The organism is Marimonas lutisalis, assembly GCF_005434965.1.
In the GTDB taxonomy this organism is placed as follows: Bacteria; Pseudomonadota; Alphaproteobacteria; order Rhodobacterales; family Rhodobacteraceae; genus Marimonas_A; species Marimonas_A lutisalis.
Map to the genome: position 1 here is coordinate 1 of NZ_SKCI01000008.1, position 22,023 is coordinate 22,023.

Here is a 22,023-nt window from a genome sequence, read left to right on the forward strand (position 1 = left end):
GATATGGCTGGGGCCGACAGGCCTGATCCCGGTCGGGTTGAGCGCCTTGATCGAATAATAACCACGGGTGATGTGATCCATGTTCACTGTCTCCCGTACGCCTGGCCGACGCAGAATGCGCGCAATATAAGCCGAGAGCCGGGGGTAGTCGGCAATCTGGCGCCGGTTGGTCTTGAACAAACCGTGATACGCGACATCGAAGCGGATCAGGGTGACAAATGTGCGAATATCAACCTCGGTCAGATCCGCGCCCATCAGGTAATCGTCGGTGAGCCGCTCTTCCAGCATGTCAAGCGTCTCGAACACGCCTTCGACGGCTTCGTCATAAGCCTCCTGCGAGCTGGCGAAGCCCGCCTTGTAGACGCCGTTGTTGAGCCGGTCATAGATGTCCTTGCTCAGTGCATCGATCGCCGCGCCCTGCTCTTCGGGGTAGAGGCGGATGTCAGACGGAACAAGGTGTTCGAAAGCGGTATCAAACATGCGCAGAATGTCAGCGCTTTCGTTGTTGACCATGACGTTGCGCTTCATATCCCAAAGCACCGGAACCGTGGCCCGGCCGGTATAATACGGATCGGCGCGGGTGTAGATCTCGTGCAGGTATGTGGCGCCAAACAGCGGGTCTTCATCGGCGCCGGGATAGCCACCAAGCCGCCAGCCCTGGTCCGACATGACCGGATTGACCACGGTCACGTCGATCATCGTGTCCAGCCCCTTAAGCTTGCGTGCGATCAGCGTGCGCGAGGCCCAGGGGCAGATCAGCGCCACGTAAAGGCGGTAACGCCCCGGCCCGGCCTTGAAGCCGCCCTCGCCCGTGGGGCCCGCGCTGCCATCGGGCGTGATCCAGTTGCGAAAGCTCGAAACCTGCCGCACAAAGCGGCCTTTTTCGTCGGCCTTCTGAACCGGCTGCCAGTTCTCAACCCATTTTCCGTTCACAAGCATGACAATTCTCCTCAGGCGGTGTGGAACACGAAGGAACGCATCGAGATCGACGCAAGGTCGATTGCATCCGTCATGAAGGTCAGGTCGTCGCGCCCATCCGAAGCCCCGGCGATGGTAAGCGCGGGTAAGTAGTGATCGATAGAAGGATGTGCCTGCCTCAGCAGGCTACCCAGCGCCTTGCGGTCGGCCAGCGCCTTGAAATCGCGGACTTCGAGCTTGTCGGCGAAGAGCGCATCGAATTCCTGCGCGAAATCGTGCGGGCGCGCGCCCTTGTTCCACTTCACCGCGCCCAGATTGTGCACTACGTTTCCGGAACCCAGGATCAGCACTCCCCTGTCTCGCAGCTCTGACAGCGCCTTGCCGATCTCGAGTTGGTGATCCAGCCCGCGGGTCATATCGATCGAGACCTGGAACACCGGCACATCGGCCTTGGGGTAAAGGAACTTGAGCACCGTCCAGGCACCATGATCGAGGCCCCAGTGATCGTCCTCTTCGGCATGGTGGCTGGCCAGCAGCGTGACCACCTCGCGCGCCAGGTCGGGCGCGCCCTGTGCCGGGTAGTCCTGTTCGAACAGCGCATCGGGGAAGCCATAGAAATCATGGATCGTACGCGGCATCGCCGAAACATCCACGAGCGTCGTGCCACGGCTCATCCAATGGGCCGAGACCACGAGGATCGCTTGCGGGCGTGGCAGGTTGCGGCCCAGCTCACTCCAGGCGCGGCTGTATTCGGTGTCTTCGATGGCATTCATCGGGCTGCCGTGGCCCAGAAATACCAATGGCATCCGGGCCGAGGGTTTCAGCCGGTCATGCAGGGCGTTGAGGGAAGCGGCGGTGCTCATTGCAATCTCCTTTGTCGCAGGCAGGCGGCTCGGGCGGGGCGGCGCCACTCCGGACGCGCGCCCCTGTTTTCAGGCCTCACGCAGCGATCTGCCACTGCGGGGCGATGTCGGCCCCTTGCCCCAGAACATAGCCGAACTGGATGTTCATGAACCCAAGCGGCTCAAGGTAGCGCGCGTTTTTCAACGGCCCGGCATCAACAGCTGTAAGCCCGATATCGCGCGCCAGCCCCATGACCTTTTCGCGCGCCGCCGCGTCATCCGCGGCCACAAACGTTTGCAACGGCGTACCGTTGATGCTCAGCCCGCTGGCATAATGCCCGGCGAAGATGGTGTTGAACGCCTTCACCACCGTCGCGCCCGGCAGCGCCGCCGCCGTCGCTTCCGCGGCTGATCTGTCATGGCCCAGCTGAAGCCCCGAGAAATCGGCGGTCACCGGGTTCGACAGGTCGACCACCAGCTTGCCGGCGAAATCGGCCTGCCCCGCCAACTCGGGCGCCGCGCCAAAGGGCGTGGCAAGGATCACCACCTCGGCCCCGGCGATGGCGGCCGCCAGGTCGTATTCCCGGCCATAGGTGGCGGTGTCGTGCCCGGCCCGGGCCAGGGCGTCGTTCAGGCCAGCGCCGATATTGCCGTTTCCAATCACTGCGATTTTCATGTCTCTTTCCTTTCTCTTGCCGCGCTTTTGCGGCGTGTTTTGTCCTGCTGCCTATTTACGGGGTTGCGATAATCCACAAAATGGCGAACTCATGGAATGACTATCCTCAAAGCATTCCGAATGAGGACCGCATGGACATTACCGACGAACTCAAGGCATTCGTGGCCACCGCGCAGACCGGCTCGTTCACCGCTGCCGCGGGTCAGCTGGGCGTTTCGAACCGGCTCACCTCGAAATACGTGGCCGAGCTTGAGGCGCGGCTGGGGGTGCGGCTCTTACAGCGCACCACGCGACGGGTGGGCCTCACCCCGGCGGGAGAGGACCTGCTGGCCCGCGCCCCCGCGCTGCTTGACGATCTCGATGATCTTCTGGCCGAAGTCTCGGAGGGATCGCGCGGGTTCTCCGGTGTGATCCGTATTTCCGCCCCGGTCACCTTCGGCGAGCTTTACGTGAGCGGGATGCTGGCACGCTTCGCCACTGCTAACCCGGGGCTGAGCTTCGATCTGCGATTGAGTGACGACTTTGCCGATCTGGCCCGCGAAGGGATTGACCTGGCCTTTCGTGCTGGTCGGTCCGAGATGCTCTCGCTCAAGGCTAAAAAGCTGGGCGAAATCCGCTCGATCGCCGCCGCCAGCCCTGCCTATGTTGCCGCACATGGCCAGCCGTACACGCCGGACGAGCTGTCAGCGCACAGTTGTATCGTCGATACCAACCGGCGGGCGCCGCGCCGCTGGGTGTTTCGCCACGACGGGCAAGAGCATGTGGCCAACATCCAAGGCCGGTTCCATGTCAACTCCGCCCGCGCCGCTGCCGAGCTCGCAGCACAGGGTTTCGGCATCGTCAACGCGCCGCGCTTCGCCCTTTGCGAGTCGCTGGAAGCCGGCACTCTGGTGCCGGTTCTGCTGGATTACACAGGCGAGGCCAGCCCGCTCAGCGCGGTCTATCTCGAGGGGCGCGTGCTGCCGCGCAAGGTGCGCGCGCTGATCGATTTCGCGGTCGAGGATATTCGCTCGGCGGGGATTCTGTAGTCGCCCAATTAGGAACATATTGAAGACAGTGATTGAATAACATCAACATTTTCGGGTTAATAATCCGGGCCTATCTGTTGGTCATCGCATCGATGGGATGCCGCAAATGATCAAATGGAGAGACTGACATGACCAAGAAGGTGCTGTCAGACGAATTCGAACTCGTCTCTGCAAGGACAGTAGCGCTGTCCCTTATGCCGCGCAGAGACCGCGCCACTCGGCCAGAGCAGCAGTTCTGTTCTGCTTGAAATGGTCCCGTTTGGAGAGGCTGCGATCATGGTTGAAGTGATTGAAAATGGAGGAATGGACGGCGACGAATTTCTGCAGACTTCGCATCCGCCGGAAGCGCTGCATCGCCCTTTCTCGTCGTCGGAATGGCAGATGCGAGTTCTCGACTCTGTTGTTCAGCCAGCGGCCACACTCTTGCCGATCCTTACATCCTATCTCGCGAAGCGCGGCCTTGTATGAAGCAAACCGATCGGTGACCAGCACCTCAGGCTGACCATATCGCCGCATCAATTTCCTGAGCATTTTCAATGCAGCGCGTTTGTTTCTTCGCTTTGTGACGACGCTCTCAAGCACCTCGCCTACGTGATCGACAGCCCGCCAGAGATAGTGGCGCTCACCATTGATCTTCACGAAAACCTCGTCAACATGCCATTGCCATGGCGAGAATGCACGCAGCTGCTGCACACGCCGCCGACGGATCTCAGATGCAAACATCGGGCCAAACCGGTTCCACCAGAACCGGATGGTCTCGTGGCTGACGTCTATGCCGCGTTCGTGCAGCAGGTCCTCGACGTTGCGGAGTGACAGCGGGAACCGGATATAGAGCATCACTGCCAGGCGGATGATCTCTGGGCTGGTCTTGAAGTACTTGAATGGAGAGCGTTTGGTCATGGCCAGAGGCTATGCAAGCCCCCTGCCCGGCTCAAGCAAAGTTCCTCTGACAAGACGCCTGAAACCATCATCCCAATGGAAACCAGCCCAATCATGCACTAACAATTAACTTGGACCAATGAGATCGGGCTGCTCAGTTTGCGTTCGCGAACACTGTGGGGAAGAAGTGTTTTGCAGTTACTGTGGGCAAACAGTGTGTTGCGATGACAGATATTAGCTACACAAGAGCTTGCCACCTCTTGGTTTATGCACAGGCTGAGAGATCGGCAGAAACTATCGCGATCTGGATCAACAGAATAGATGGTATAAAGTCCGACTTGCAGACGTAGTTTCGTTTTCCATCTCAAGGACAGGTACGCCAATGAAGATAGCAATTATGGGTAGCGGCGGCATAGGTGGCTACTTCGGCGCACAGCTTGCTCAGAAGACGGATAGCGATGTTTGGTTTGTCGCTCGCGGCGACCATCTACGTGCCATCCGAGAGAACGGGCTGCAGATTAAGAGTGATGTGGGTGGTACAGTCGTTTTTCCTGCTCAAGCCACGGACGATCCCAAGGAGATCGGACCAGTAGACATCGTTGTGCTCGCTGTAAAGCTATACAGTGTGAACGAAGCGGTGGAGCAATGTCGCCCATTGGTTTCTGAAGAAACAGGCGTAATCTCCTTCCAGAATGGTATCGGTACTGAAGAAAGAATTGATGAAATTCTTGGGCTTGGCCATGCTATTGGTGGCATTGCTTATGCTCCACTTGCAATCGAAGCTCCCGGCATCATCCGCCATACGGGCAATCTAGCGCGTCTTACTGTGGGTGAGATGTCCGGAGCGCGTAGTGAAAGATTAGAGGCGTTCGTTTCAGCTTGCCGCAAAGCGGAAATCGAAACTGCTATGAGCGAGAGCATAACAAGAGAATTATGGGAAAAGTTTGTATTCTTGGCTAGCTTTTCTGGGATTACCTGTTTGACCAGGCAGCCAATCGGTTTCACCCAACAAGAGCAGTCCGCAAAAGAACTATTTGAGCAAGCTTTGAAGGAGGCGGTCGTTGTTGCCGATGCCGAGGCTGTAAAACTAGACGACGGTTTTGTAGGAAAAACAATGGCGTTTGCCATGAGCATGGGGGCAAGCGCGCAGTCTTCAATGCTGACAGATTTGCAAAATGGGAGACCTTTGGAAAACGCTTGGCTGTCCGGGAAGATCGTCGAACTGGCGAGAAAGCACAAAATATGCACACCCGCGCACAAAGCGTTTTACGCGGCTATGAAGCCTTTCGAGACTGGCACTGATTGAACCAACGCATCTATGGAGGGAGGAGGCGACTATAGATTGGGGTCCCGACCGTATCCTTCTTATTGGACGTGACGGAGGCTGGTGTGGGGGCGCTGGCGCAGAGGTGTGCTATGAAGCGCTGGTTTGGAGCAACGACAGGATTTTGACGGTTGGCCCTGAGCCCGAATGAAAAAGCTCTGTTGTTGACCGTGTTCCCAAACACTGTTGGGAAGAACCTTTTGCATAACACTGTGGGCAATCAGTGTGTTTCGAACACTGTGTCTAAAACGTTGATTCCAAACACTGTGTTCAACACAGCTTTTCAGCCCGCAAACCCACCCTGTAAAACATGAAAAACTGTGCGATGACTGTGCAACGCAGGAAGTAAAACTGTGCGATAGCTAATATGCTGTTTTTGCTTTGAAAAGTGATGCCCGGGGGCGGAATCGAACCACCGACACGAGGATTTTCAAGACTTGTTTTAATTTTAAGCGCTTGTTTTTAAATGTATATTTTGGCTAAATTTGAGGTGTGCGATAAACTGTGCGATGCGGTTGGGCTGCGGTAGTTTGGGCAAACACTGTGTTCAACACACTAACCTGAAACACTGTGCTTGAACACACTTTCAATGCTCATTCGACACCACGCACAACGTTGATCAACCTCCGAAACTCTTGGTCGTCAGCAGCCTGTTTCCAAAAGTTGATAAACCTGCAGACCAGCTGCAGGTTACCCTTTTCATAGTGCCCGTCACTGTCGATACGGTCCAGTGACGGCAACATATTCGGGTCGCTATGGGCACCCTGGTACTGAAACGGCAAACCTGTAATCGCGCAGCGCTCTTCTTGGACCGCGAGCAAGTGTCGGAGCAGACTGTCTAATTCGTACTCCGTCATACGCAGCTCTTTTTCTTTGACCTTTCTTTCGACAGTTTGTCCGTTTGAGTTGAAGACGGTCTTGCCAACCGAGTACTTCATGTCCGCTATCGACCGCTCTCTGGCTCCAAGTACACGGTCACTGGCTCCCTTGCCGCTGACTAGTTCGCCAGACGCCTCCTTTTTGATGAGTGTAGAGAACAACCAGACGAGTGAATGTGCATCGACGAGCCTTACGTTTTCGAGGCCGGTTTCAGCTTTGATGGAACGTCGGATACCTTGATACCCTGCGAGTACAGCTGCTGTTCCCGCTCGAAATGCGCACGGATCGTTTCGCGAATTTGGATGCGCCGCATATGCTCTTCGGAGATGTCTTGGGTGGCCTCACCAGCTCGCAGTTCAAAACCATTCGAGAACTCAACGGCGTCTTTGTTTGCGTCGATCTGTGAGATCGTGAAACCACTGTAGGCTTGAAGGCCATTCGATACAGTCAGCAGGTCACGGCCAAACTCCAAGCGCTTCAGCTGACGCTTGATCTCTCCCGTCGCAAGTTTGACCTCCATTTCCACCCTAGCGACTGGTGCCTTCTTCGACACCTCTATGCCTTCGAGATAAAGATACGGAGCTGTGCCAGCGAGGCCGCGTGTCTGAATGCCTCGCACCGCGATCTTCTTCACAAGCTTTTGGTTGAAAGCGTCCAGTGCATCCAAGCGATGCACCTTGTTGTGCTGCGTCTTATGGGTGGCCGAATAGCGCAGGATCATCAGAGGATTGAACTCTTCCAACGACTTGGTTGTCGCCTTCCCCTCCATCTTTTGTGGTTCGTCGAGGATCAGGATCGGCCGGTTTCGCGAAATCACGTCGATAGGGCGGCGCGACTGGAAGTCGTCCAGCTCCATGTAGATACGACGCTGATCCTTGCCTTTCGCAGCAAAGGCCTGGGTGTTGATCACCATGATGTTGATGCCAGCGTCGCTCGAAAAGCTCTCAAGCTCGTGCAGACGCTTGGAGTTGTAGACGAAGAAGCGTGCTTTCTTCTGGTAGGTCTCGGCAAAGTGCTCGGCGGTAATCTGCAAGGACTTATGGACACCCTCGCGGATCGCGATGCTCGGTACCATGACTATGAACTTCGACCAGCCGTACCGCTTACCCACCATTCCGACAACACAAGGTCTCATCTTCCTCTGACACGCGGGGAAGGAGCCTTTAGGCATCCCATCTCTGGGGTAGTGTGTTGAAGCGAACAACGAGCAGTTCGTTTGCGCACCGTCTCACATCAGAACGGGTTTGCAGCACTATTGCAGTCGGCGTGCCAGCCTTGATCTCGTTTGTTGGGCCTATCGTCAGCCTAGTTTTGCCTATATGTTTATTTATCAACGAGCGCGAAAACTGGGTCCAAAAACGGCTTGTTTAGCTTAGAGACGTTTGGGCGGAGGCACAGTGTGGTGGCGAGAAGCATTCAGCCGTGCCAAAATCCCCTATGATCGATTTCCGCCAGCTGCCTGACGACCACCCTGACTTGGCGTACTCGCCAATGCTACGAGCAGCTGTGCTGACCCTGCAGTATGCGCAAGATAATGGCGGTATCGGGCTGACACAGACCAAGGCGTTCAAGCGGACTTTTGTGAAATGGGCTGCAGAACGTTTTGATTGGCCAGGGATGAGTTCGGAAGAACTGTTTCGCTACAGCAAGGTTCTGAATGAATATGATTTCCCACCACTGCAGCTGCTGCACTTCCTGCTCGTCGAGCTCAAGCTGGGCAGGCATTATAAAAGCGAGTTTAAGCTGACCAAGCTGGGCAAAGAACTCGCTCAACATCCAGCGCAACTCTTCAATTTGTTAATCCCGTTCTACGTTTTCGACATCGATCACAGCAGTTATGGGAGGTTTGAGGAACGTCCTTTGGGCGACTGGGATGTTTGGTTGAATGTGATGAATGTAGAGATCGACCAAGGCACCACGGAACGGCACTTGTACAGTGTTTTCTATGGCAGCGAAGCAGGCGCTGACGACATTGGCTCACGTGAGCTTGCTGTGTTCGCGTCGTTTGTGCTCAAGCCGTTGGTTTGGTCAGGTTTGATCTTCGAACAAGCCGGCGAACGCGATGGAAAGAAGGAACGGCATTACTTCAAGACACCGCTTTGGCGCTCGGTACTAGAACTGGATTTGGATGAAGACTTACCGCCGATCCAGCAGCATTGACTGTCAAATTGGCCCAGGGAACGGCCCTTCAAGCGCTCTGTCAGACCGTATCTACTAGAGCATTAATTTCTGCTTTGGCATTTTCGAGCCAGTTCCGAGCGGCGCCTTCGGTACCGAGCCCAATACCAACAACGCCGAACAAGTGGATTTCAAAGAGTATGTCGCTTTTTTGTGCGAGCTCATTGTTCCAACACCCGCCATTTTGCGTGACTAGCTCACGCGCTGCAGCGGCAATATCGCGTGCGTGCTCCAACTCTTCTACGGCGTCTTGAAGAAAACTTTGCTCTCCCATTTTCCCCTCCGTGCAATCCGGCAGGGAGATGGTATCGACTGCAAATTACTGCAAGGTGACTGCATGCGTTTGAATGCATGTGATGTGTCAGCGTGCGCAAGCCTGCAGAGGCTGATTGCAAAAAAAAGGCGGCGCACAAAGGGAGGAGGGTGCGCCGCCTGAATTACGGTGATCCAAGGAAGGAGGAGTGGATCAACGTTACGGCTCATTTGGGGCCTCTTCCTGTCTTTTCAATACGTAAATGCTGCGGTGCAGCTAGAAATTTTACCACTTGGTTTAGGTGCTCATAAATTGAGCATTGCCTTGTGATTTGCGATCAGAACAGGCTTTAGATAAACGCGTACTTCACAGCGTTTATCCGTAGCGCTGTCAGGCTCCGCTGTCTCCGTGTTTTGGGAGGAGCGCGTCGCAGATGGTGGAGCCATCATTCCACGTGTGGAGCAACTCGGCCTATCCAGTTTGGCTGCGCAAAATAAAAACCTCATAGAACACACAATCTATGAGATTTTCGCTTAAATCATTGAAAAATATAGAGATCAGGCGCAACCTGATTTCGGTCGACGACCCAAAACCTCAGACTTTACAGTCGTTTATAGCAAAGGATTAGGTTTTTGGAGGTTCCGCCATGCGCCAAGCTCAAACGCTCAACGAAGCCCAACTGCGTCGCGTTTTACACTACTGCCGCAGCCGTCGTCATCCGACGAGAGACCAGACGATCATCATGGTCAGCTTCTACGCAGGGCTGCGAGCCAAGGAGATCGCAGCGCTGACGGTGGGCGACGTGTTTGAGGACGAGGGAACTGTACGTGAGCAGTTCATCTTGCAGGCAGCACAGAGCAAGGGCGGCAAGACCCGTACAGTGTATCTGAACCAGCGCCTGCGCCGGTCGCTCAGCGAATACGGCGACACGATCCGGCTGAACGATCCGGCTCGCCCTCTGTTTGAAAGCCAAAAGGGCGGTCACTTCTCAGCCAACACCATGTGTCAGCTGTTCCTCGACATCTACAAAGCTTGTGGGTTCAAGGACGCCAGCAGCCATAGTGGTCGCCGGACGTATATCACCCGGCTTGCAAATAAGGGCGTAGGAGTGCGCTTGTTGGCTGAGCTGGCTGGGCACAGCCATATTTCAACGACACAACGCTACATCGACGTTAACGCTGAGCAGCTGGCTGGCGCTGTCGAATTGCTGTGAACAGTCGATAAATAGATGGTCCAAAACTCGTAGGGGGCATTTCCTCTCCTGCTTGCACATTAGGAGCCAAACTGATGGTGCCGTTGGCAGTGCGGAAGGACACAGAAGCATGTTGCACTACCGGAGGAATTGGCCTAGATCGTTACCTATTGCGTAACGAAATGGTGCTTCTTTTGGAGATATCTTTCAAGAAAAGGCGGCTGCAGAAGACGCTCGAGTCGGAGTCGCAGCTAGTGCGCACCTTTGGGGATCGCATGGCTCGAACGATTATGATGCGGCTTAGTTTGCTTGAGGCTGCGCCGTGCTTAAACGATGTCCCAACAACGAAACCTGATCGCTGCCACCAATTAAAGGAAGACCGCGATGAGCAGTTTGCGGTCGATCTGGTTCATCCGCAGCGGCTCGTTTTTGAGGTGGATCACGACCCCATTCCGCGTCTCGCAGACGGCGGCATCAACAAGAAAGAAGTTACGTCGATAGTGATCATTGAAGTGATCGACTATCACTGATGGAGGAAGACATGGCAGCTACAGCGAAACAATTTAGCCCGGACTACGCTGTTCCACCCGGATGGATCCTGGAAGAAAGACTTGCAGCGAATGAGATATCGCATGCCGAATTTGCGCGCCGGTGTGGACGTTCAGCTAAGTTGATAAGTGAGATTATCTCTGGAAAAGCCTCTTTGGAGCCAGAGACAGCTTTGCAATTTGAAAAGGTACTCGGCGTTTCTGCAAATGTTTGGCTGGCTCTAGAGGCGAAATATCAACTGAAGCAGGCGCGTGATGCCGAAGCAGAGGCGGCGAACTCTAAAGAGGAATGGGCAAAGTCATTTCCGATCAATGATCTCGTCAAGAGAGGTTGTTTCCACAAACCGAAGTCTTTGTCAGATGCGGTGTCAAAGTTGCTGACGTTCTTCGGCGTAGCGTCGGTTGATGCTTGGAGCGCAAAATATAGCGACGCGAGCATAGCGTATCGCCACTCTGCAGCATTCGACAGCGATGTCGCAGCGCTTTCCACATGGTTTAGGCTTGGAGAACTAGCGGCTGAGCAGCAGTCTTGCGAGGAGTATAGTGCGTCTAAATTTCGGATGGCACTTTCAGAAATCAGACTGCTCACCAGAGAGCGTGTTGAAGAGTCTTTGCCTCGCGCCAAAGAGCTCTGCAACAGCTCGGGCGTTGCGCTTGTTTTAGTCAAACCGCTGCCCAAGACTGCTCTGAGTGGCGCTGCGTGGTGGAGATCTGCCAATTCAGCCGTTGTTCAACTGAGCGCACGTCACAAGACAGATGATCATCTTTGGTTCAGCTTCTTTCACGAGGCTGCGCATATTCTTCTGCACGGGAAGAAGCACAACAAAATGAAGAACGTATTTGTAGATGGCAAGGATGGTGACGGAGAAGATATTGAGATTGAAGCAAATGACTGGGCGTCAGACTTCCTAATCCCTAGAAAGGATTGGGAGACTTTTGTAGCGTCGCGACCGCGAAGCGCTGCCGATGTTCGCGAGTTCTCGGAACAACAGGGCATTGCTCCTGGGATAGTAGTGGGAAGGCTGCAGAAGGCCGGGGTAATCCCGTGGTCGAACTTAAACGGTTTAAAGACGAAGCTTGAATGGGTACAATAGTTACGCAGCTAGCCTCGGTACCAGTGTAGATCAAACCATGGCGAGCCAGATCATGTGCCATTTTGGAGCGCAGCTTCCCCAGCTTTTTGCTCGGCATACTCTTCCGCCGACAGTTCGTACCGCTTGCCGGTGAACATGTCTTTCTTCATGCGTGGGGTCAGGTGGCTGTAGTGCCGCTCTATCATCCCAATAGATGTTCCCATCTGCTTGGCTAGGGCGTGGATATCCATGCCGTCATTGACCAGCGCGAATGTCGCGTAGGTGTGACGCAAGCTGTAAAGCGTACGGTCCTGGCCAGTCTTCGGACACTTCAGCAGGCCAGCGTCCTTTAGAAACGCCTTAAAGGTCTGGCGTAGGTGCTCAGTTACTGTTCCATCCGGAAGGCAAAATACCGGCAGGTCCAGCTTCTGCTTGAGCATCTCGTAGAAGTCGATGTCTTTGATCGCTTCCGTGCGCGAATGGATGCGCTTGAGATAGTCGATGGTGCCAGCGCGACCGATGGCGTCGTGCGGCTTGGTTTTACCGTGCAGATAGAACTCCACATACTCCAAGCCGTTCTCCTTGAAGACAGTCACGTGCTTCCAGCGCAAGTTCTGAGCCTCTGTCCCATGCCGCATGCCGGTATTGGCCAAGATCAGCACATAGTCACGCAGTAGATAGCGCATGTCCCGTGACTTGCCGCCTTTGCCCTTGTCGATCCAGTGCGGCAGCTTGCGGATCATCTTGCGATAATCTTCCAAGCTGAAGTCAGGACGGCGTTTTGCACCTTCGCCCTTGTTGGCAAGGATTGGCACCTTGCCCTGCGTGATGAAGCCACGAGCAATGGCTTCCGCATACACCTTGTTCATGGCTGAGTTGTGCGTGTTCAGCGTCGATGCCTTGGGCTCGCGACCAATCTGCTCCACCCGCCAAGCGTTGAACGCGAGGATTTTGTCGTGATCGATGTTGGTGATGAAGGTCTTGCCAAAGAATGGGATGAAGTATTTGTTGAGGGCCTTGATGTAGTCTTTGAACACCTTGCGCCCTGCACCCGCGTCCAGCTGCTTCTGCATATCAGCAATTGCTAACTTCGCGACATCTTCAAAGCGTTTGGTGACAACGGGAAGGTCGTGCTTGGCGCGGAATTTGTAGTCGAGGTACTGATCACGGGCGACGGCCTTGGCTTCTTCCAGATCGCGTTTGCCGGTGCTGATGCGCACCCAGTGCTCGTCGATTTTGAACGTAGCCTGCCAGCGCTTGCTGTTGCCGCGCTTGTAGACCTTCACCTCCCCATCCAACAGCACATGCGTATCCGCGCCCAGCTTGGCCATTCCTGCTCCTCGATTGCCTCATCACACACTAAGTTCGTGTGTCCGTGATGTCAGCCAGAAATGCGATCTGTCACGCAATGGAAGACTGTTCAGCTGGTCGGCTATTGCTATGTTGATACGCTTTTTCTGCGGATTTCCTTTGGTTAGAGGAGGCTAGTCAGATAGGTCATATTGAGAGCTCGCGACTGGTCTGCGCCTTACAGTTCGGCTAAGAAATTTTCTTCAGTGCTTACGTTTATCCGTTTTTCCTGACCACGCTACAGCGCTCGCCGGCGGCTTGAAAAACTTCTTCAGATAGCTAACATCAAAATGCGCAGTACAACTTGAACGGAGCCGTTAGGATGTTGGACAGAATAATATTCTTGTCTGCCGCTATGCTGGTTGCAAGCTCTGCACTCGCTAGCGATGGGCGTATTGCGAACAAGCAAGCTTTTATTAACCAAATAGTTGGAAAGAAAATTTCATTTCCCAACGGCGCTCATTTCATATTTTCCAAAAATGGAAAATGGAGTGGAGGAAATAAAAACATATCTGGTAGCGGCAAATGGTACTGGGAAAATGGTCGGCTTTGTAGGACGGGCAAGTGGGCAGGAAAAGAACTGCCCCTTGATTGCCAAGAATACTATGTAGTTGGCAATGAAGTAGCCTACGTAAGAGATTATGGCAAAGGCAGTTTTGTCACTGGTCAATTTGCACAATAAATGAACTAATCAAGATTTCGTTGCGTAATATTTCTCTCTGAGGATTGGGGTGATATGAATTATCTATTGAGTATTTTGTCTATCTGTTTGCTTCTTATGGTTTCAAGTGGTGCGAAGGCGAAGGATTTCCACGATGCTGATTGGAACTGGAAAGCAGAGCCCAAGTGCGGTTTTCCTAAACGCGATTCAGTACGCTGGATGCGGCAGGGCGAAAGGAGATTTCTGCGGTTTCAAGTTCGTGACGGAGATATTGGCAAGTGTAATACTGATAATGATAAGGCTCATGGAAAAAAGTTTAAAAAGCCATGGTCTGAGCGCGCGGAGATAAAGGGCCCGGCTTTTAAAGAGGAAGGCATCTATAAGGTCAGCTTTGACGTAAGATTTGTTCAGGGCTTTGATCAAAACAGAACATCAACAACTTTCTTTCAGATTAAAGACTGTCCAGACAGCCGAGTGCCAGTTATGGCAATGTTAGGTGGCTGGAACAAACGCAACGGTGGTCCCGCTAAATTTGGTTTTAGTTTGGCAGTAAGCAGCCCTGGACATAAGTGGATCAGCAGGCCTATCTCCCCAGATCCTGTCGACAACAGATGGCGTAAAGTAGAGATAATTTTCGAAAATTACAGCACCCAGGCTCTGACAGTTTCAGTCGGCGGAAAAACTTGGCTTCCCAGAACCACGTTCCAAAACATCTTCTACTGCGGACGCCCCACGCTGGATTTAGGGATTTACCGGGCAGGCGACCCTGGGAAGAACGCTCATTCGATAGTCGACTACGATAAAGTAACTATTGAGAAGATAAAATGAGCAGAGTACGGATCCAGTTGGCACCAATTCGTGGGAAACAGGCGTTGAAGAAAGTTGAGGCGGCAAAATGACGACGTTTCTCCATGCGTCAACAAAGCGCTACTGCGCACTTCTCATTATGCTTGTTGCCTTTGGATCCGCAGTCATAATGCCACAAAATGCTTTAGCAAAGGGCAGATCTTACAAAGACAATGACTGGAACAAAACTGCCTATGATAACTGCGGGCTACCCGTAGTACGTGGGGAAAAGCGCTCGGTCGACTGGGTTCGAGTTGGCGGTGATAAAAAGATACGAATGACCCTCAGGGAGCGCGATGTGGGATTGTGCTTCACTGATGCTAAAGTAAGACACGGAGCTCCGTATTGGGAGCGGGCAGAGCTAAAACAATCGGATGATCTCCCGATAGGTAGGATCCACAGAGTCCAGTTTGAGACCATTTTCTTGGAAGGATTCACGGGCGAGCGCGAAACCTTTTTTCAATTTCATGGATGGAATGGTAATTGTCACGCATACCCGCCACTCATGCTGATGTTTAACCGCGGCTGGCTGGAAGTGCATGCACTACAGAATGTATCGGGCAGTGGCATTGTGGGGTCGTCCAGAGGTTTTCATCGGAATGTTGCTCGGAAACCAATAAATATCAGATCTGTCTTGGGAAAGACCCTGCAATTTTCAATTGACTTCGACACAAGGACCAGACCTGGACGGTTGTCTGTTTTGGTAAACGGCAGTCCCTTGGTCGAAGATGCTCCAATTGGTTACGCTAGATGCGCTAAGCCTCATTTTAAATTTGGTGTGTATCGGCCTGGCGGAAAAGGATCGAAAACTTCTACCGCCTTATTTGACGATTTCACGGTTAAGGTTCTGAAATAATAGGAAAATATCTAAAAAAATTTTTGTCTGGTTAAATGGACTCACTTCCAGCCTTCCGAGGCGGTGAAGCGCGCCCAGCTACCTCTATCTCCCGAGAAGCTTCAGTACTGCATCGGGGTATTTCGTTAGGAATGCCGCTGCTCCGCTGTCAAATGCTGCCAACCAGGGCCCAGAGTTACCATTGATAAGCGCATCATCCTCATCGTTGTAGGCTGCTCCGACAATGGCTATCGCCACCCTGTGGTGTTTCGCTTTGGCGATTAACGCGGGCGTGAGCTGGTCGCTCGTAACATAAATCATCCTGAGCAAAGAATTGAACCGCTCAAGGTCCTCTTCGAGCTGACCTTCAACGTTCGACACATTCAGGAACGTGGCTACACCTATACCCGTCGCTTCGGCTGCTTCTTGCAGCGCTCTCTGATTGCCATACCTGGTGAAGAGCAGGATTTCGCTGGGGTTGTAGCGCTTTAACAATGGCACCAAAGTCGCGTTATCCCATCGCTGTAATGCGAGGAGGACAAAAACCTGCCCTTGGGCAAGATCAAGTGCCTCACCTAAATCTGGAACTGGGTGATCGCCACCTTGAGGGTCCTTCAAGCGTAACTGCGCAATTTCTTCGAGTGTGTAGTCGTTAGTCAAACCGCGGCGTGAAAGGGCGCTACCAGCAAGGGAAGGTGCCCCGTCTGGAAAGATATCCGTGACATTAGTACCGTCCGTCAGCCTCATGTCGCGCATCAGGATATATTTTCCATCGCGGGTCGGCTGGATATGGACTTCCACCATATCGACGCCACGGTCGATCGCATATTGAATCCCAGCCAACGAATTGTCCGGGGCTCCGCCACCTCTGGCGCGGCTTGAAATAACTACTGGTGGTTGGCCAGGCGCAAGTCGATCCTCGATACTTGTTTGGCCCTCGGAAACGCCTGGCAGAGAAACCAATGCCAGCGCCGCGATTCCAAACAGCATGCGTATCATCATTTTCACTTTCGAAACTCTTGTGCTTCCACACATGTTCTTGAAAACCAATTAGCCTAAGATCTCAACAGCCTTAGACTTCTGGCCGCTAAGCAATCAATTAGACTTGAACTAAATAAATAGCCTCATACGTCCGCTTCAAAGTTCATGAGGAAAACGAAATGCGTCGACGTTCATTTCTTGTTGCGGGTGCTATCTGCGCCGTTGCGGGGGGCTGGGTTTATCTTAACGCAAATGCAACGCCGTCGAATGTGCGCTTACATGCAGCGACAGGTACAGAGCTGGCAAATGATGACACTACCGTGCTGGTAGATATTCGTCGCCCCGAAGAGTGGAAACAAACCGGTGTGGTGGAGGGGGCTTTGCTGGTTACGTACAAGGATGCGGACAGTTTCTTGGAAGCTGTGGGCCCGCACCTCAAACCCGGGCAATCATTGTCACTGATCTGCCGTTCGGGCAACCGAACCTCACGGGCTGCAAGGCAAGTAGCCGCAGCCATTCCAGATATTGAAGTCATAGATATTGCAGGTGGAATGCTACGCGTCATGCAAGAGGGCTATCAGCCAGTGCGGCCACAGTGAAAGGCCGCTTGCGCAGCAGATGATCCGCTCTAATCAGCGTGCACAGCATCAGAATGAGCGGTCCGGTACTCTAGCTGCGGGCCGGGCACAGGAGGGCGCTGTAGGTCCTATTTGAAAAACGTATTGGGGTACATTCGCTATGCAGATAGCTTGAGCTTTGCTGCTTCTGGCCTCTAAACCCCTGTGACAGTGCTTCTGAAGCACAAGTTGTCTTGCACTATGTCCGCAAACACTGTGGGAAAGAACTGTGTTGCAGTCGTTGTGGGCAAACAGTGTGTTGCGAACAGTGTGTCTAACACATTGATTCCAAACACTGTGTTCAACACAGCTTTTCAGCCCGCAAACCCACCCAGCAACGCACGAAAAACTGTGCAATGACTGTGCAACGCAGGAAGTGAAAACTGTGCGATGCTGAAGTGCCTTATTTTTATGGCTAAAGTGGTGCCCGGGGGCGGAATCGAACCACCGACACGAGGATTTTCAATCCCTGATGTGTTGAGAGCGTGGGCAGTCTTCACCATGAGCGGAGGTTCGTCAAATCTGCAGCAACGACTGTTACGCGGGACAAAGCGCACGCCTGTGAGTTGGCCTTACGGGAGTTCAACACAGCCCGGTCGAGACATTCTGAGTCAGGCGAACTAAAATGGTGCCACTTGTCTTGAGGGGAGCGGTGATAAAATACTTCCGATTGACTGCGACGGATGACGGAAAATCTCGAATGGAAGAGGTCGAAGCTCATGTCGCACCCGTCAACTTCATTCCGGATCAACCATCATTGGATTTGTCGCATCCAAAGGATGCAAAAAGCGTAACGTTTATACGCACTCCGGCTGGATGGAACGGCGGTTGGCATCCTACACCACGGCGCCAGTTCGTCGTAGGCGTGCACGGTGTTCTGGAATTCCGGACCACCGATGGACACATCTGCGCTGTCCATCCGGGAACGATTGTTTTGCTCGAAGACACAACCGGTCAGGGGCACCATACCCAAGTCATGGATGGAATGGATTGGTGGGGCGTGCTGGTTGGATTGGAGTAGTCCTGTCCGTCAACGTCTCTTACGGGCTCGGAGCAGCCGTTCGCTGCAATCCGGTCCAATGACCGCAATGCGGACAAAGCAGGCTCTACGTACAAAAGTAACAGATTTCAGACGCTCACTGGGCTGGGAATATCGCCATCATAAACCCTTCTGATTGGTTCGGTTAGCGATGGCCACAAAGTTCCTTCGGGACGTGGCCGAAAAATATTCTTGATCGCGTCCCCGGATCCGAAATCAATAATTCTCTTCAATTGGAGCTGAGCATCTTCGGTGCGGCCTTCTTTTTCAAAGATCGCGGCAAGAAACATTCGGGGAAACATAAGATCGGGCTTTAGCCGAAGAGAATGTTCAAGAGCACGTTGGGCGGCGCGTTGGTCGTCTGCGAAGAAGAGCGCAGAGCCTTCATAGAGATGAAACATGTATTCCACCGGATCTCTCGGGCTCAAAAGGAAAGCCTTTCGAGTCAACTCGATGCCCTCATCCTGTCGGCCAACGATTGCCAGAACGTGGCCGCAGACAGAACAGTTGAATGCCGAGTTCGGATTGAGCTCTACCGCGCGTTCGGCGATGGGTTCAGCTTTCAGAAATAGACCCAACCAGATGTAGGCAAATGCCGCGTCGGTCAGAACGGTCGGATTGTCTGCTCCCAGTTCCAGTGCCCTCCTTGCACATTTATGCGCCTCTCTACCTGTGGCGAGCCAATCATCAGTCCATCCGTTATATGATCTCCACGCGAGAATTTGCCCTAATATGGCGTGGCCCTGTGCATAGTCCGGCTGGATCTCAAGGGCGCGCCGAGCGAAAGGTTCGGCCTGATCGATATCTTCCGGGCGATATGCAAACATCCTGGTGCGCGCCTTCACGACATTTCCCCAGGCATCCAGTTTTTCAGGAGGTTGCCGACCGACATACACCGACTCAGCGACTAAGAGCCGTGACTGGAGTGCGCCGACGATCCCTTGCGATACTTCGTCCTGGACTTTGAAAATATCCTCAAGCTCGTTGTCGAAACGCCCCGCCCAGATCTGGCTGCCAGTCAGGGCATCCACGAATTGGGCCGTGACCCTCAGGCGCGTGCCCGCCTTCTGGACACTGCCGTTGAGGACATAACGAACGTCCAGCTCTTCGGCGATCTTTCGTATGTCGAAAGACTGCTCTCGATAGATCGAGGTCGAGTTTCTGGCGATGACGAAAATCTCGGGAACTGTGGCGAGCAGCGTCGTGATGTCCTCGACCATGCCATCGGCAATATAGTCCTGATCGGCTTCGGCGGTAATCATCTTGAAGGGTAAGACCGCAATTGAGGGCCTACCAAATTGAGATCCCCCCGGTTTGGAGGATGGCAAGGATTCTGCTACTGCTGGTTTTCCTTCCATGACATCCAAGACAAACCTGAAGCCCTTGCGTGGCACCGTTCGGATGATAGCCTGCTCACTTCCGGAGTCCCCCAAGGCCCGCCGAAGCGCGTTGACGCCCGTGTTCAACGCCGCGTCCGAGACAACTCGGCCGTCCCATACCATGGAAATCAGTTCATCCTTGCCGACGACCCGATCCCGGTTTGCAATCAGGCAGACGAGCAAACTGAACACTTTGGGCTCCATCTGCTGCAACTCTCCGGCGCGTGTCAGCTCGACCAGATCCGTATCCAGCTCGAAGTCTCCAAAGCGATACAACACTTTCCTGATGCCTCCCCACGGCAACCAAAGCAAACCCAAAGCTTTTCCTGAACTGACCCTCAAGTCTTACATTTCGATCGAGCCTAGCATGGTTTCCATCAAATTCGAAGGAATGGAGACGCACCATGCAAACCGCAGAAAACCTTGTAACTTCGCAAGATGATCACAGCATCATTGGCTATAATGAAACGGGGGACGGCCAACCCATTCTGTTCGTGCCCGGGTCCTTCAGCACTGCACAAGCTTGGCGTGGGTTCCACAACCACCTGGGTGAAAGGTTTCACTGTGTAAGCACCTGTCTGCGCGGCTACGGAGAAACGCCAGAAACGCGAAGCCGCGATGATTTCGGGATTGAGCATGAAATTTCGATCATCCGGGACGCTGCAGAACGGATCGGCAAACCTGTGCATCTGGTCGGCCATTCCTTCGGCGCCACCGTGGCCCTTGCGGCGGCGCTTGAAGGCGCGGTCGATGCATTAAGCATCACAACCTTCGAGGCCAACCCAATCACGCTCCTCGGGGCTGTCGGGCGCCAAGACTTGCAGGATACTGCGATCTGGCTGACTGCCCAACTGGAAGCCGCGCATGACCGCGGAGATGCAGAAGCATGCAGCCTTGTGATCGATTTTTGGGGACAAAGTGGCACATTCGCCTCGATGCCGGAGCCGTTTCGCGCCTACTGCCGCGAAAAAACATTCACAAATATCCTTGATTGGCGCTCGGCCAGAAGCTTAGAGGCATCCGCTCTCGATTACTCCCGCCTGAACACTCCTGTGCTGCTGGTGCGGGGTGAACATGCGAACCCGGTTATGATGGGGGTTACCTCGGCGTTGGAAAAAAGCTTGCCAAATGCGCGGACAGAAGTGGTTGCAGATGCGGGGCACTTTCTAATCTCGACGCACGTGAACGACTGCATTCATCTGCTTGAATGCTTTTTAAGCGAATTTGCAGATAAGGACGTGGAACGGGAAGCTACCTGTGGCGAGCTGTCGATCACGAAGGCGAGGTTCGCCCGCTCTCGTCGCCACAGGTAATGCCGCTCACCATTGATTTTCACAAAGACCTCGTCGACATGCCATTGCCATCGCGAAAAAGCGCGTAGCTGCTGAACACGCCGGCGCCTGATCTCGGACGCAAACATCGGGCCAAACCGGTTCCACCAGAACCGGATGGTCTCGTGGCTGACGTCGATGCCTCGCTCGTGCAGCAGGTCCTCGACATTGCGGAGTGACAACGGGAAACGCACATAGAGCATCACTGCCAGGCGGATGATCTCGGGGCTGGTTTTGAAGTACTTGAAAGGCGAGCGTTTGGTCATGGCAGGAAGCTACGCAAGCCCCCTGCCCGGCTCAAGCAAAGTTCCTCTGACATGACCAAGGTAGTGCCGCTCGCCATTGATCTTCACAAAGACTTCGTCGACATGCGATTGCCATCGGGAAAAGGCGCGTAGCTGCTGAACACGCCGGCGCCTGATCTCCGACGCAAACATCGGACCGAACCTGTTCCACCAGAACCGAATGGTTTCATGGCTGACGTCGATCCCGCGCTCGTGCAGCAGGTCCTCGACGTTGCGGAGTGATAGCGGAAACCGAACATACATCATCACCGCCAGGCGGATGATTTCGGGATCGGTTTTGAAGTACTTGAATGGCGAGCGTTTGATCATCGTCAAAGGCTACGAAAGCCCCCTGCCCGCCTCAAGCCAAGTTCCTTTGACAAGACCCGAGTGATTATGAATGCCGCTAGAGCTCAGCTAATTCTTAGAAATTGCATAATCGTAAGCTCTAGTCGCAAATGGAGGTTCGCTTGCCCAGATTCAGATTTCACAGTGGCAATGCGGAAGGCTAGCAGTAGCTCAGACTGCACTGCTTCCGGAGGTCACTCAGCAACCGTGACCGGAACTTGCGACTCTTCGGTGTTTTGACCGCCCAGAACGAACGCATGATCTCGCTCCTCATAGCGCCATCAAGGCACTGCTTTAGATCACTCCACAGCCAGAATTTGATCGATCGGTTTCTTCAAAATCTTCGCAAGGCGGTCCATGGCGTCATACGCCGGGTATGGCCTTACCTCAGTTAGCGAGATTTCACGGATTTCGCGCCCATCATCAGGAACAATGTAATATCTGCTGTGACTGCCATCGCGCAAATGGACAAGCCGCCCTTCCGGCTTGCCCTCATGTATCATCGTTTTGATCGGTGGCCCCATGGTGCAGCTCCACAGAGTATGTTGGTCAGCGCCGTTAA

At 53.8% G+C, this 22,023-nt stretch carries 23 protein-coding genes and 2 pseudogenes; 12 read left to right on the forward strand and 13 right to left on the reverse strand.

Annotated features, from left to right (window positions below; translation table 11 throughout):
• From E0501_RS20500 to E0501_RS20510, 3 genes are all read right to left on the reverse strand, one after another.
• Positions 1-939, reverse strand: a 939-nt coding sequence (locus tag E0501_RS20500) for a glutathione S-transferase family protein (protein WP_137703282.1), incomplete at its 3' end; no start/stop codon positions are given.
• Between the two features lie 11 nt (positions 940-950).
• Positions 951-1,781 carry a 4,5-DOPA-extradiol-dioxygenase gene (ygiD, locus tag E0501_RS20505; protein WP_137703283.1) on the reverse strand — a complete coding sequence of 277 codons (831 nt, stop codon included), beginning with the start codon at positions 1,779-1,781 and terminating at the stop codon, positions 951-953.
• 76 nt (positions 1,782-1,857) lie between these two features.
• Positions 1,858-2,436: an NADPH-dependent F420 reductase gene (locus E0501_RS20510; protein ID WP_137703284.1), complete on the reverse strand. Its 579-nt coding sequence runs from the start codon at positions 2,434-2,436 to the stop codon at positions 1,858-1,860.
• A gap of 131 nt (positions 2,437-2,567) precedes the next feature.
• Here E0501_RS20510 and E0501_RS20515 point away from each other — a divergent pair, with 131 nt between their 5' ends.
• Positions 2,568-3,464 (forward strand): LysR family transcriptional regulator, encoded by an 897-nt coding sequence (locus tag E0501_RS20515; protein WP_137703285.1) that lies wholly within the window; start codon positions 2,568-2,570, stop codon positions 3,462-3,464.
• A gap of 192 nt (positions 3,465-3,656) precedes the next feature.
• Here E0501_RS20515 and E0501_RS20520 read toward each other — a convergent pair whose 3' ends face one another.
• The gene (locus E0501_RS20520; RefSeq protein WP_137703286.1) at positions 3,657-4,364 is read right to left on the reverse strand and encodes an IS6 family transposase; all 708 of its coding nucleotides are present in this window, start codon (positions 4,362-4,364) and stop codon (positions 3,657-3,659) included.
• Positions 4,365-4,725: 361 nt separating this feature from the next.
• On the opposite strand from E0501_RS20520, the gene E0501_RS20525 reads away from it, so the two are divergent.
• Entirely contained in the window at positions 4,726-5,649 is a 924-nt protein-coding gene (locus E0501_RS20525; RefSeq protein WP_137703287.1) for a ketopantoate reductase family protein, read from the forward strand.
• A 611-nt stretch (positions 5,650-6,260) separates the two neighbouring features.
• On the opposite strand, the gene E0501_RS20530 is transcribed toward E0501_RS20525, so the two are convergent.
• The gene (locus E0501_RS20530) at positions 6,261-6,605 is read right to left on the reverse strand and encodes a hypothetical protein (protein WP_205123531.1); all 345 of its coding nucleotides are present in this window, start codon (positions 6,603-6,605) and stop codon (positions 6,261-6,263) included.
• Positions 6,606-6,736: 131 nt separating this feature from the next.
• Complete coding sequence (locus E0501_RS20535; protein ID WP_205123532.1) at positions 6,737-7,621, reverse strand: hypothetical protein; 885 nt, start codon at positions 7,619-7,621, stop codon at positions 6,737-6,739.
• Between the two features lie 362 nt (positions 7,622-7,983).
• On the opposite strand from E0501_RS20535, the gene E0501_RS20540 reads away from it, so the two are divergent.
• A complete protein-coding gene (locus tag E0501_RS20540; protein WP_137703289.1) occupies positions 7,984-8,706 on the forward strand; it encodes a hypothetical protein in 723 nt (240 codons plus the stop codon).
• Positions 8,707-8,746: 40 nt separating this feature from the next.
• Here the strand turns inward: E0501_RS20540 and E0501_RS20545 are convergent, their stop codons facing one another.
• Complete coding sequence (locus E0501_RS20545) at positions 8,747-8,998, reverse strand: hypothetical protein (protein ID WP_137703290.1); 252 nt, start codon at positions 8,996-8,998, stop codon at positions 8,747-8,749.
• A 625-nt stretch (positions 8,999-9,623) separates the two neighbouring features.
• Between E0501_RS20545 and E0501_RS20550 the strand changes: the two genes are divergently transcribed.
• The 3 genes from E0501_RS20550 (at position 9,624) to E0501_RS20560 (ending at position 11,811) form a co-directional block, all read left to right on the forward strand.
• Positions 9,624-10,190, forward strand: a complete 567-nt coding sequence (locus E0501_RS20550; RefSeq protein ID WP_137703291.1) for a tyrosine-type recombinase/integrase — start codon at positions 9,624-9,626, stop codon at positions 10,188-10,190.
• 74 nt (positions 10,191-10,264) lie between these two features.
• Positions 10,265-10,699 carry a system killer suppression protein gene (locus E0501_RS20555; RefSeq protein WP_161594679.1) on the forward strand — a complete coding sequence of 145 codons (435 nt, stop codon included), beginning with the start codon at positions 10,265-10,267 and terminating at the stop codon, positions 10,697-10,699.
• 11 nt (positions 10,700-10,710) lie between these two features.
• Positions 10,711-11,811, forward strand: a complete 1,101-nt coding sequence (locus E0501_RS20560) for a HigA family addiction module antitoxin (protein ID WP_161594680.1) — start codon at positions 10,711-10,713, stop codon at positions 11,809-11,811.
• A gap of 50 nt (positions 11,812-11,861) precedes the next feature.
• Here E0501_RS20560 and E0501_RS20565 read toward each other — a convergent pair whose 3' ends face one another.
• Positions 11,862-13,121 (reverse strand): tyrosine-type recombinase/integrase, encoded by a 1,260-nt coding sequence (locus tag E0501_RS20565; protein WP_137703294.1) that lies wholly within the window; start codon positions 13,119-13,121, stop codon positions 11,862-11,864.
• 341 nt (positions 13,122-13,462) lie between these two features.
• Here E0501_RS20565 and E0501_RS20570 point away from each other — a divergent pair, with 341 nt between their 5' ends.
• The 3 genes from E0501_RS20570 (at position 13,463) to E0501_RS20580 (ending at position 15,503) form a co-directional block, all read left to right on the forward strand.
• Positions 13,463-13,822, forward strand: a complete 360-nt coding sequence (locus tag E0501_RS20570; RefSeq protein ID WP_137703295.1) for a hypothetical protein — start codon at positions 13,463-13,465, stop codon at positions 13,820-13,822.
• Between the two features lie 54 nt (positions 13,823-13,876).
• Entirely contained in the window at positions 13,877-14,629 is a 753-nt protein-coding gene (locus E0501_RS20575) for a hypothetical protein (RefSeq protein WP_137703296.1), read from the forward strand.
• Positions 14,630-14,696: 67 nt separating this feature from the next.
• On the forward strand, positions 14,697-15,503 hold the full coding sequence (locus tag E0501_RS20580) for a heparin lyase I family protein (RefSeq protein WP_137703297.1): 807 nt from the start codon (positions 14,697-14,699) through the stop codon (positions 15,501-15,503).
• Between the two features lie 84 nt (positions 15,504-15,587).
• Here the strand turns inward: E0501_RS20580 and E0501_RS20585 are convergent, their stop codons facing one another.
• Positions 15,588-16,472, reverse strand: coding sequence for a glycerophosphodiester phosphodiesterase family protein (locus E0501_RS20585; protein ID WP_161594681.1), 885 nt, complete (start codon positions 16,470-16,472; stop codon positions 15,588-15,590).
• Positions 16,473-16,642: 170 nt separating this feature from the next.
• Here E0501_RS20585 and E0501_RS20590 point away from each other — a divergent pair, with 170 nt between their 5' ends.
• The gene (locus E0501_RS20590) at positions 16,643-17,062 is read left to right on the forward strand and encodes a rhodanese-like domain-containing protein (protein WP_137703299.1); all 420 of its coding nucleotides are present in this window, start codon (positions 16,643-16,645) and stop codon (positions 17,060-17,062) included.
• Between the two features lie 718 nt (positions 17,063-17,780).
• On the forward strand, positions 17,781-18,101 hold the full coding sequence (locus E0501_RS20595) for a cupin domain-containing protein (protein ID WP_137703300.1): 321 nt from the start codon (positions 17,781-17,783) through the stop codon (positions 18,099-18,101).
• 107 nt (positions 18,102-18,208) lie between these two features.
• On the opposite strand, the gene E0501_RS20600 is transcribed toward E0501_RS20595, so the two are convergent.
• A complete protein-coding gene (locus E0501_RS20600; RefSeq protein WP_137703301.1) occupies positions 18,209-19,840 on the reverse strand; it encodes a winged helix-turn-helix domain-containing protein in 1,632 nt (543 codons plus the stop codon).
• 62 nt (positions 19,841-19,902) lie between these two features.
• Between E0501_RS20600 and E0501_RS20605 the strand changes: the two genes are divergently transcribed.
• The gene (locus tag E0501_RS20605; RefSeq protein WP_137703302.1) at positions 19,903-20,811 is read left to right on the forward strand and encodes an alpha/beta fold hydrolase; all 909 of its coding nucleotides are present in this window, start codon (positions 19,903-19,905) and stop codon (positions 20,809-20,811) included.
• Here the strand turns inward: E0501_RS20605 and E0501_RS21640 are convergent.
• The 3 genes and pseudogenes from E0501_RS21640 to E0501_RS20620 all read right to left on the reverse strand — a co-directional run.
• Positions 20,799-21,095 (reverse strand): annotated as a pseudogene (locus E0501_RS21640) (IS6 family transposase); the annotation flags it as partial. The gene E0501_RS20605 and the pseudogene E0501_RS21640 sit on opposite strands and share 13 nt — an antisense overlap.
• Before the next feature lie 57 nt (positions 21,096-21,152).
• Positions 21,153-21,443, reverse strand: a pseudogene (locus E0501_RS20615) (IS6 family transposase); the annotation flags it as partial.
• A gap of 317 nt (positions 21,444-21,760) precedes the next feature.
• On the reverse strand, positions 21,761-21,985 hold the full coding sequence (locus tag E0501_RS20620; RefSeq protein WP_137703303.1) for a hypothetical protein: 225 nt from the start codon (positions 21,983-21,985) through the stop codon (positions 21,761-21,763).
• Positions 21,986-22,023: the final 38 nt, after the last annotated feature.

Excerpts from the sequence above, each read along its gene's own strand:
- E0501_RS20580 (WP_137703297.1), top strand. The coding sequence starts at position 14,697 with ATGACGACGTTTCTCCATGCGTCAACAAAGCGCTACTGCGCACTTCTC.
- E0501_RS20510 (WP_137703284.1), bottom strand. The coding sequence starts at position 2,436 with ATGAAAATCGCAGTGATTGGAAACGGCAATATCGGCGCTGGCCTGAAC.
- E0501_RS20560 (WP_161594680.1), top strand. The coding sequence starts at position 10,711 with ATGGCAGCTACAGCGAAACAATTTAGCCCGGACTACGCTGTTCCACCC.
- ygiD (WP_137703283.1), bottom strand. The coding sequence starts at position 1,781 with ATGAGCACCGCCGCTTCCCTCAACGCCCTGCATGACCGGCTGAAACCC.
- E0501_RS20565 (WP_137703294.1), bottom strand. The coding sequence starts at position 13,121 with ATGGCCAAGCTGGGCGCGGATACGCATGTGCTGTTGGATGGGGAGGTG.
- E0501_RS20570 (WP_137703295.1), top strand. The coding sequence starts at position 13,463 with ATGTTGGACAGAATAATATTCTTGTCTGCCGCTATGCTGGTTGCAAGC.
- E0501_RS20520 (WP_137703286.1), bottom strand. The coding sequence starts at position 4,364 with ATGACCAAACGCTCTCCATTCAAGTACTTCAAGACCAGCCCAGAGATC.
- E0501_RS20585 (WP_161594681.1), bottom strand. The coding sequence starts at position 16,472 with ATGCTGTTTGGAATCGCGGCGCTGGCATTGGTTTCTCTGCCAGGCGTT.
- E0501_RS20540 (WP_137703289.1), top strand. The coding sequence starts at position 7,984 with ATGATCGATTTCCGCCAGCTGCCTGACGACCACCCTGACTTGGCGTAC.
- E0501_RS20620 (WP_137703303.1), bottom strand. The coding sequence starts at position 21,985 with ATGGGGCCACCGATCAAAACGATGATACATGAGGGCAAGCCGGAAGGG.
- E0501_RS20550 (WP_137703291.1), top strand. The coding sequence starts at position 9,624 with ATGCGCCAAGCTCAAACGCTCAACGAAGCCCAACTGCGTCGCGTTTTA.
- E0501_RS20535 (WP_205123532.1), bottom strand. The coding sequence starts at position 7,621 with ATGGTACCGAGCATCGCGATCCGCGAGGGTGTCCATAAGTCCTTGCAG.
- E0501_RS20530 (WP_205123531.1), bottom strand. The coding sequence starts at position 6,605 with ATGAAGTACTCGGTTGGCAAGACCGTCTTCAACTCAAACGGACAAACT.
- E0501_RS20515 (WP_137703285.1), top strand. The coding sequence starts at position 2,568 with ATGGACATTACCGACGAACTCAAGGCATTCGTGGCCACCGCGCAGACC.
- E0501_RS20575 (WP_137703296.1), top strand. The coding sequence starts at position 13,877 with ATGAATTATCTATTGAGTATTTTGTCTATCTGTTTGCTTCTTATGGTT.
- E0501_RS20595 (WP_137703300.1), top strand. The coding sequence starts at position 17,781 with ATGGAAGAGGTCGAAGCTCATGTCGCACCCGTCAACTTCATTCCGGAT.
- E0501_RS20605 (WP_137703302.1), top strand. The coding sequence starts at position 19,903 with ATGCAAACCGCAGAAAACCTTGTAACTTCGCAAGATGATCACAGCATC.
- E0501_RS20525 (WP_137703287.1), top strand. The coding sequence starts at position 4,726 with ATGAAGATAGCAATTATGGGTAGCGGCGGCATAGGTGGCTACTTCGGC.
- E0501_RS20545 (WP_137703290.1), bottom strand. The coding sequence starts at position 8,998 with ATGGGAGAGCAAAGTTTTCTTCAAGACGCCGTAGAAGAGTTGGAGCAC.
- E0501_RS20590 (WP_137703299.1), top strand. The coding sequence starts at position 16,643 with ATGCGTCGACGTTCATTTCTTGTTGCGGGTGCTATCTGCGCCGTTGCG.
- E0501_RS20555 (WP_161594679.1), top strand. The coding sequence starts at position 10,265 with ATGGTGCCGTTGGCAGTGCGGAAGGACACAGAAGCATGTTGCACTACC.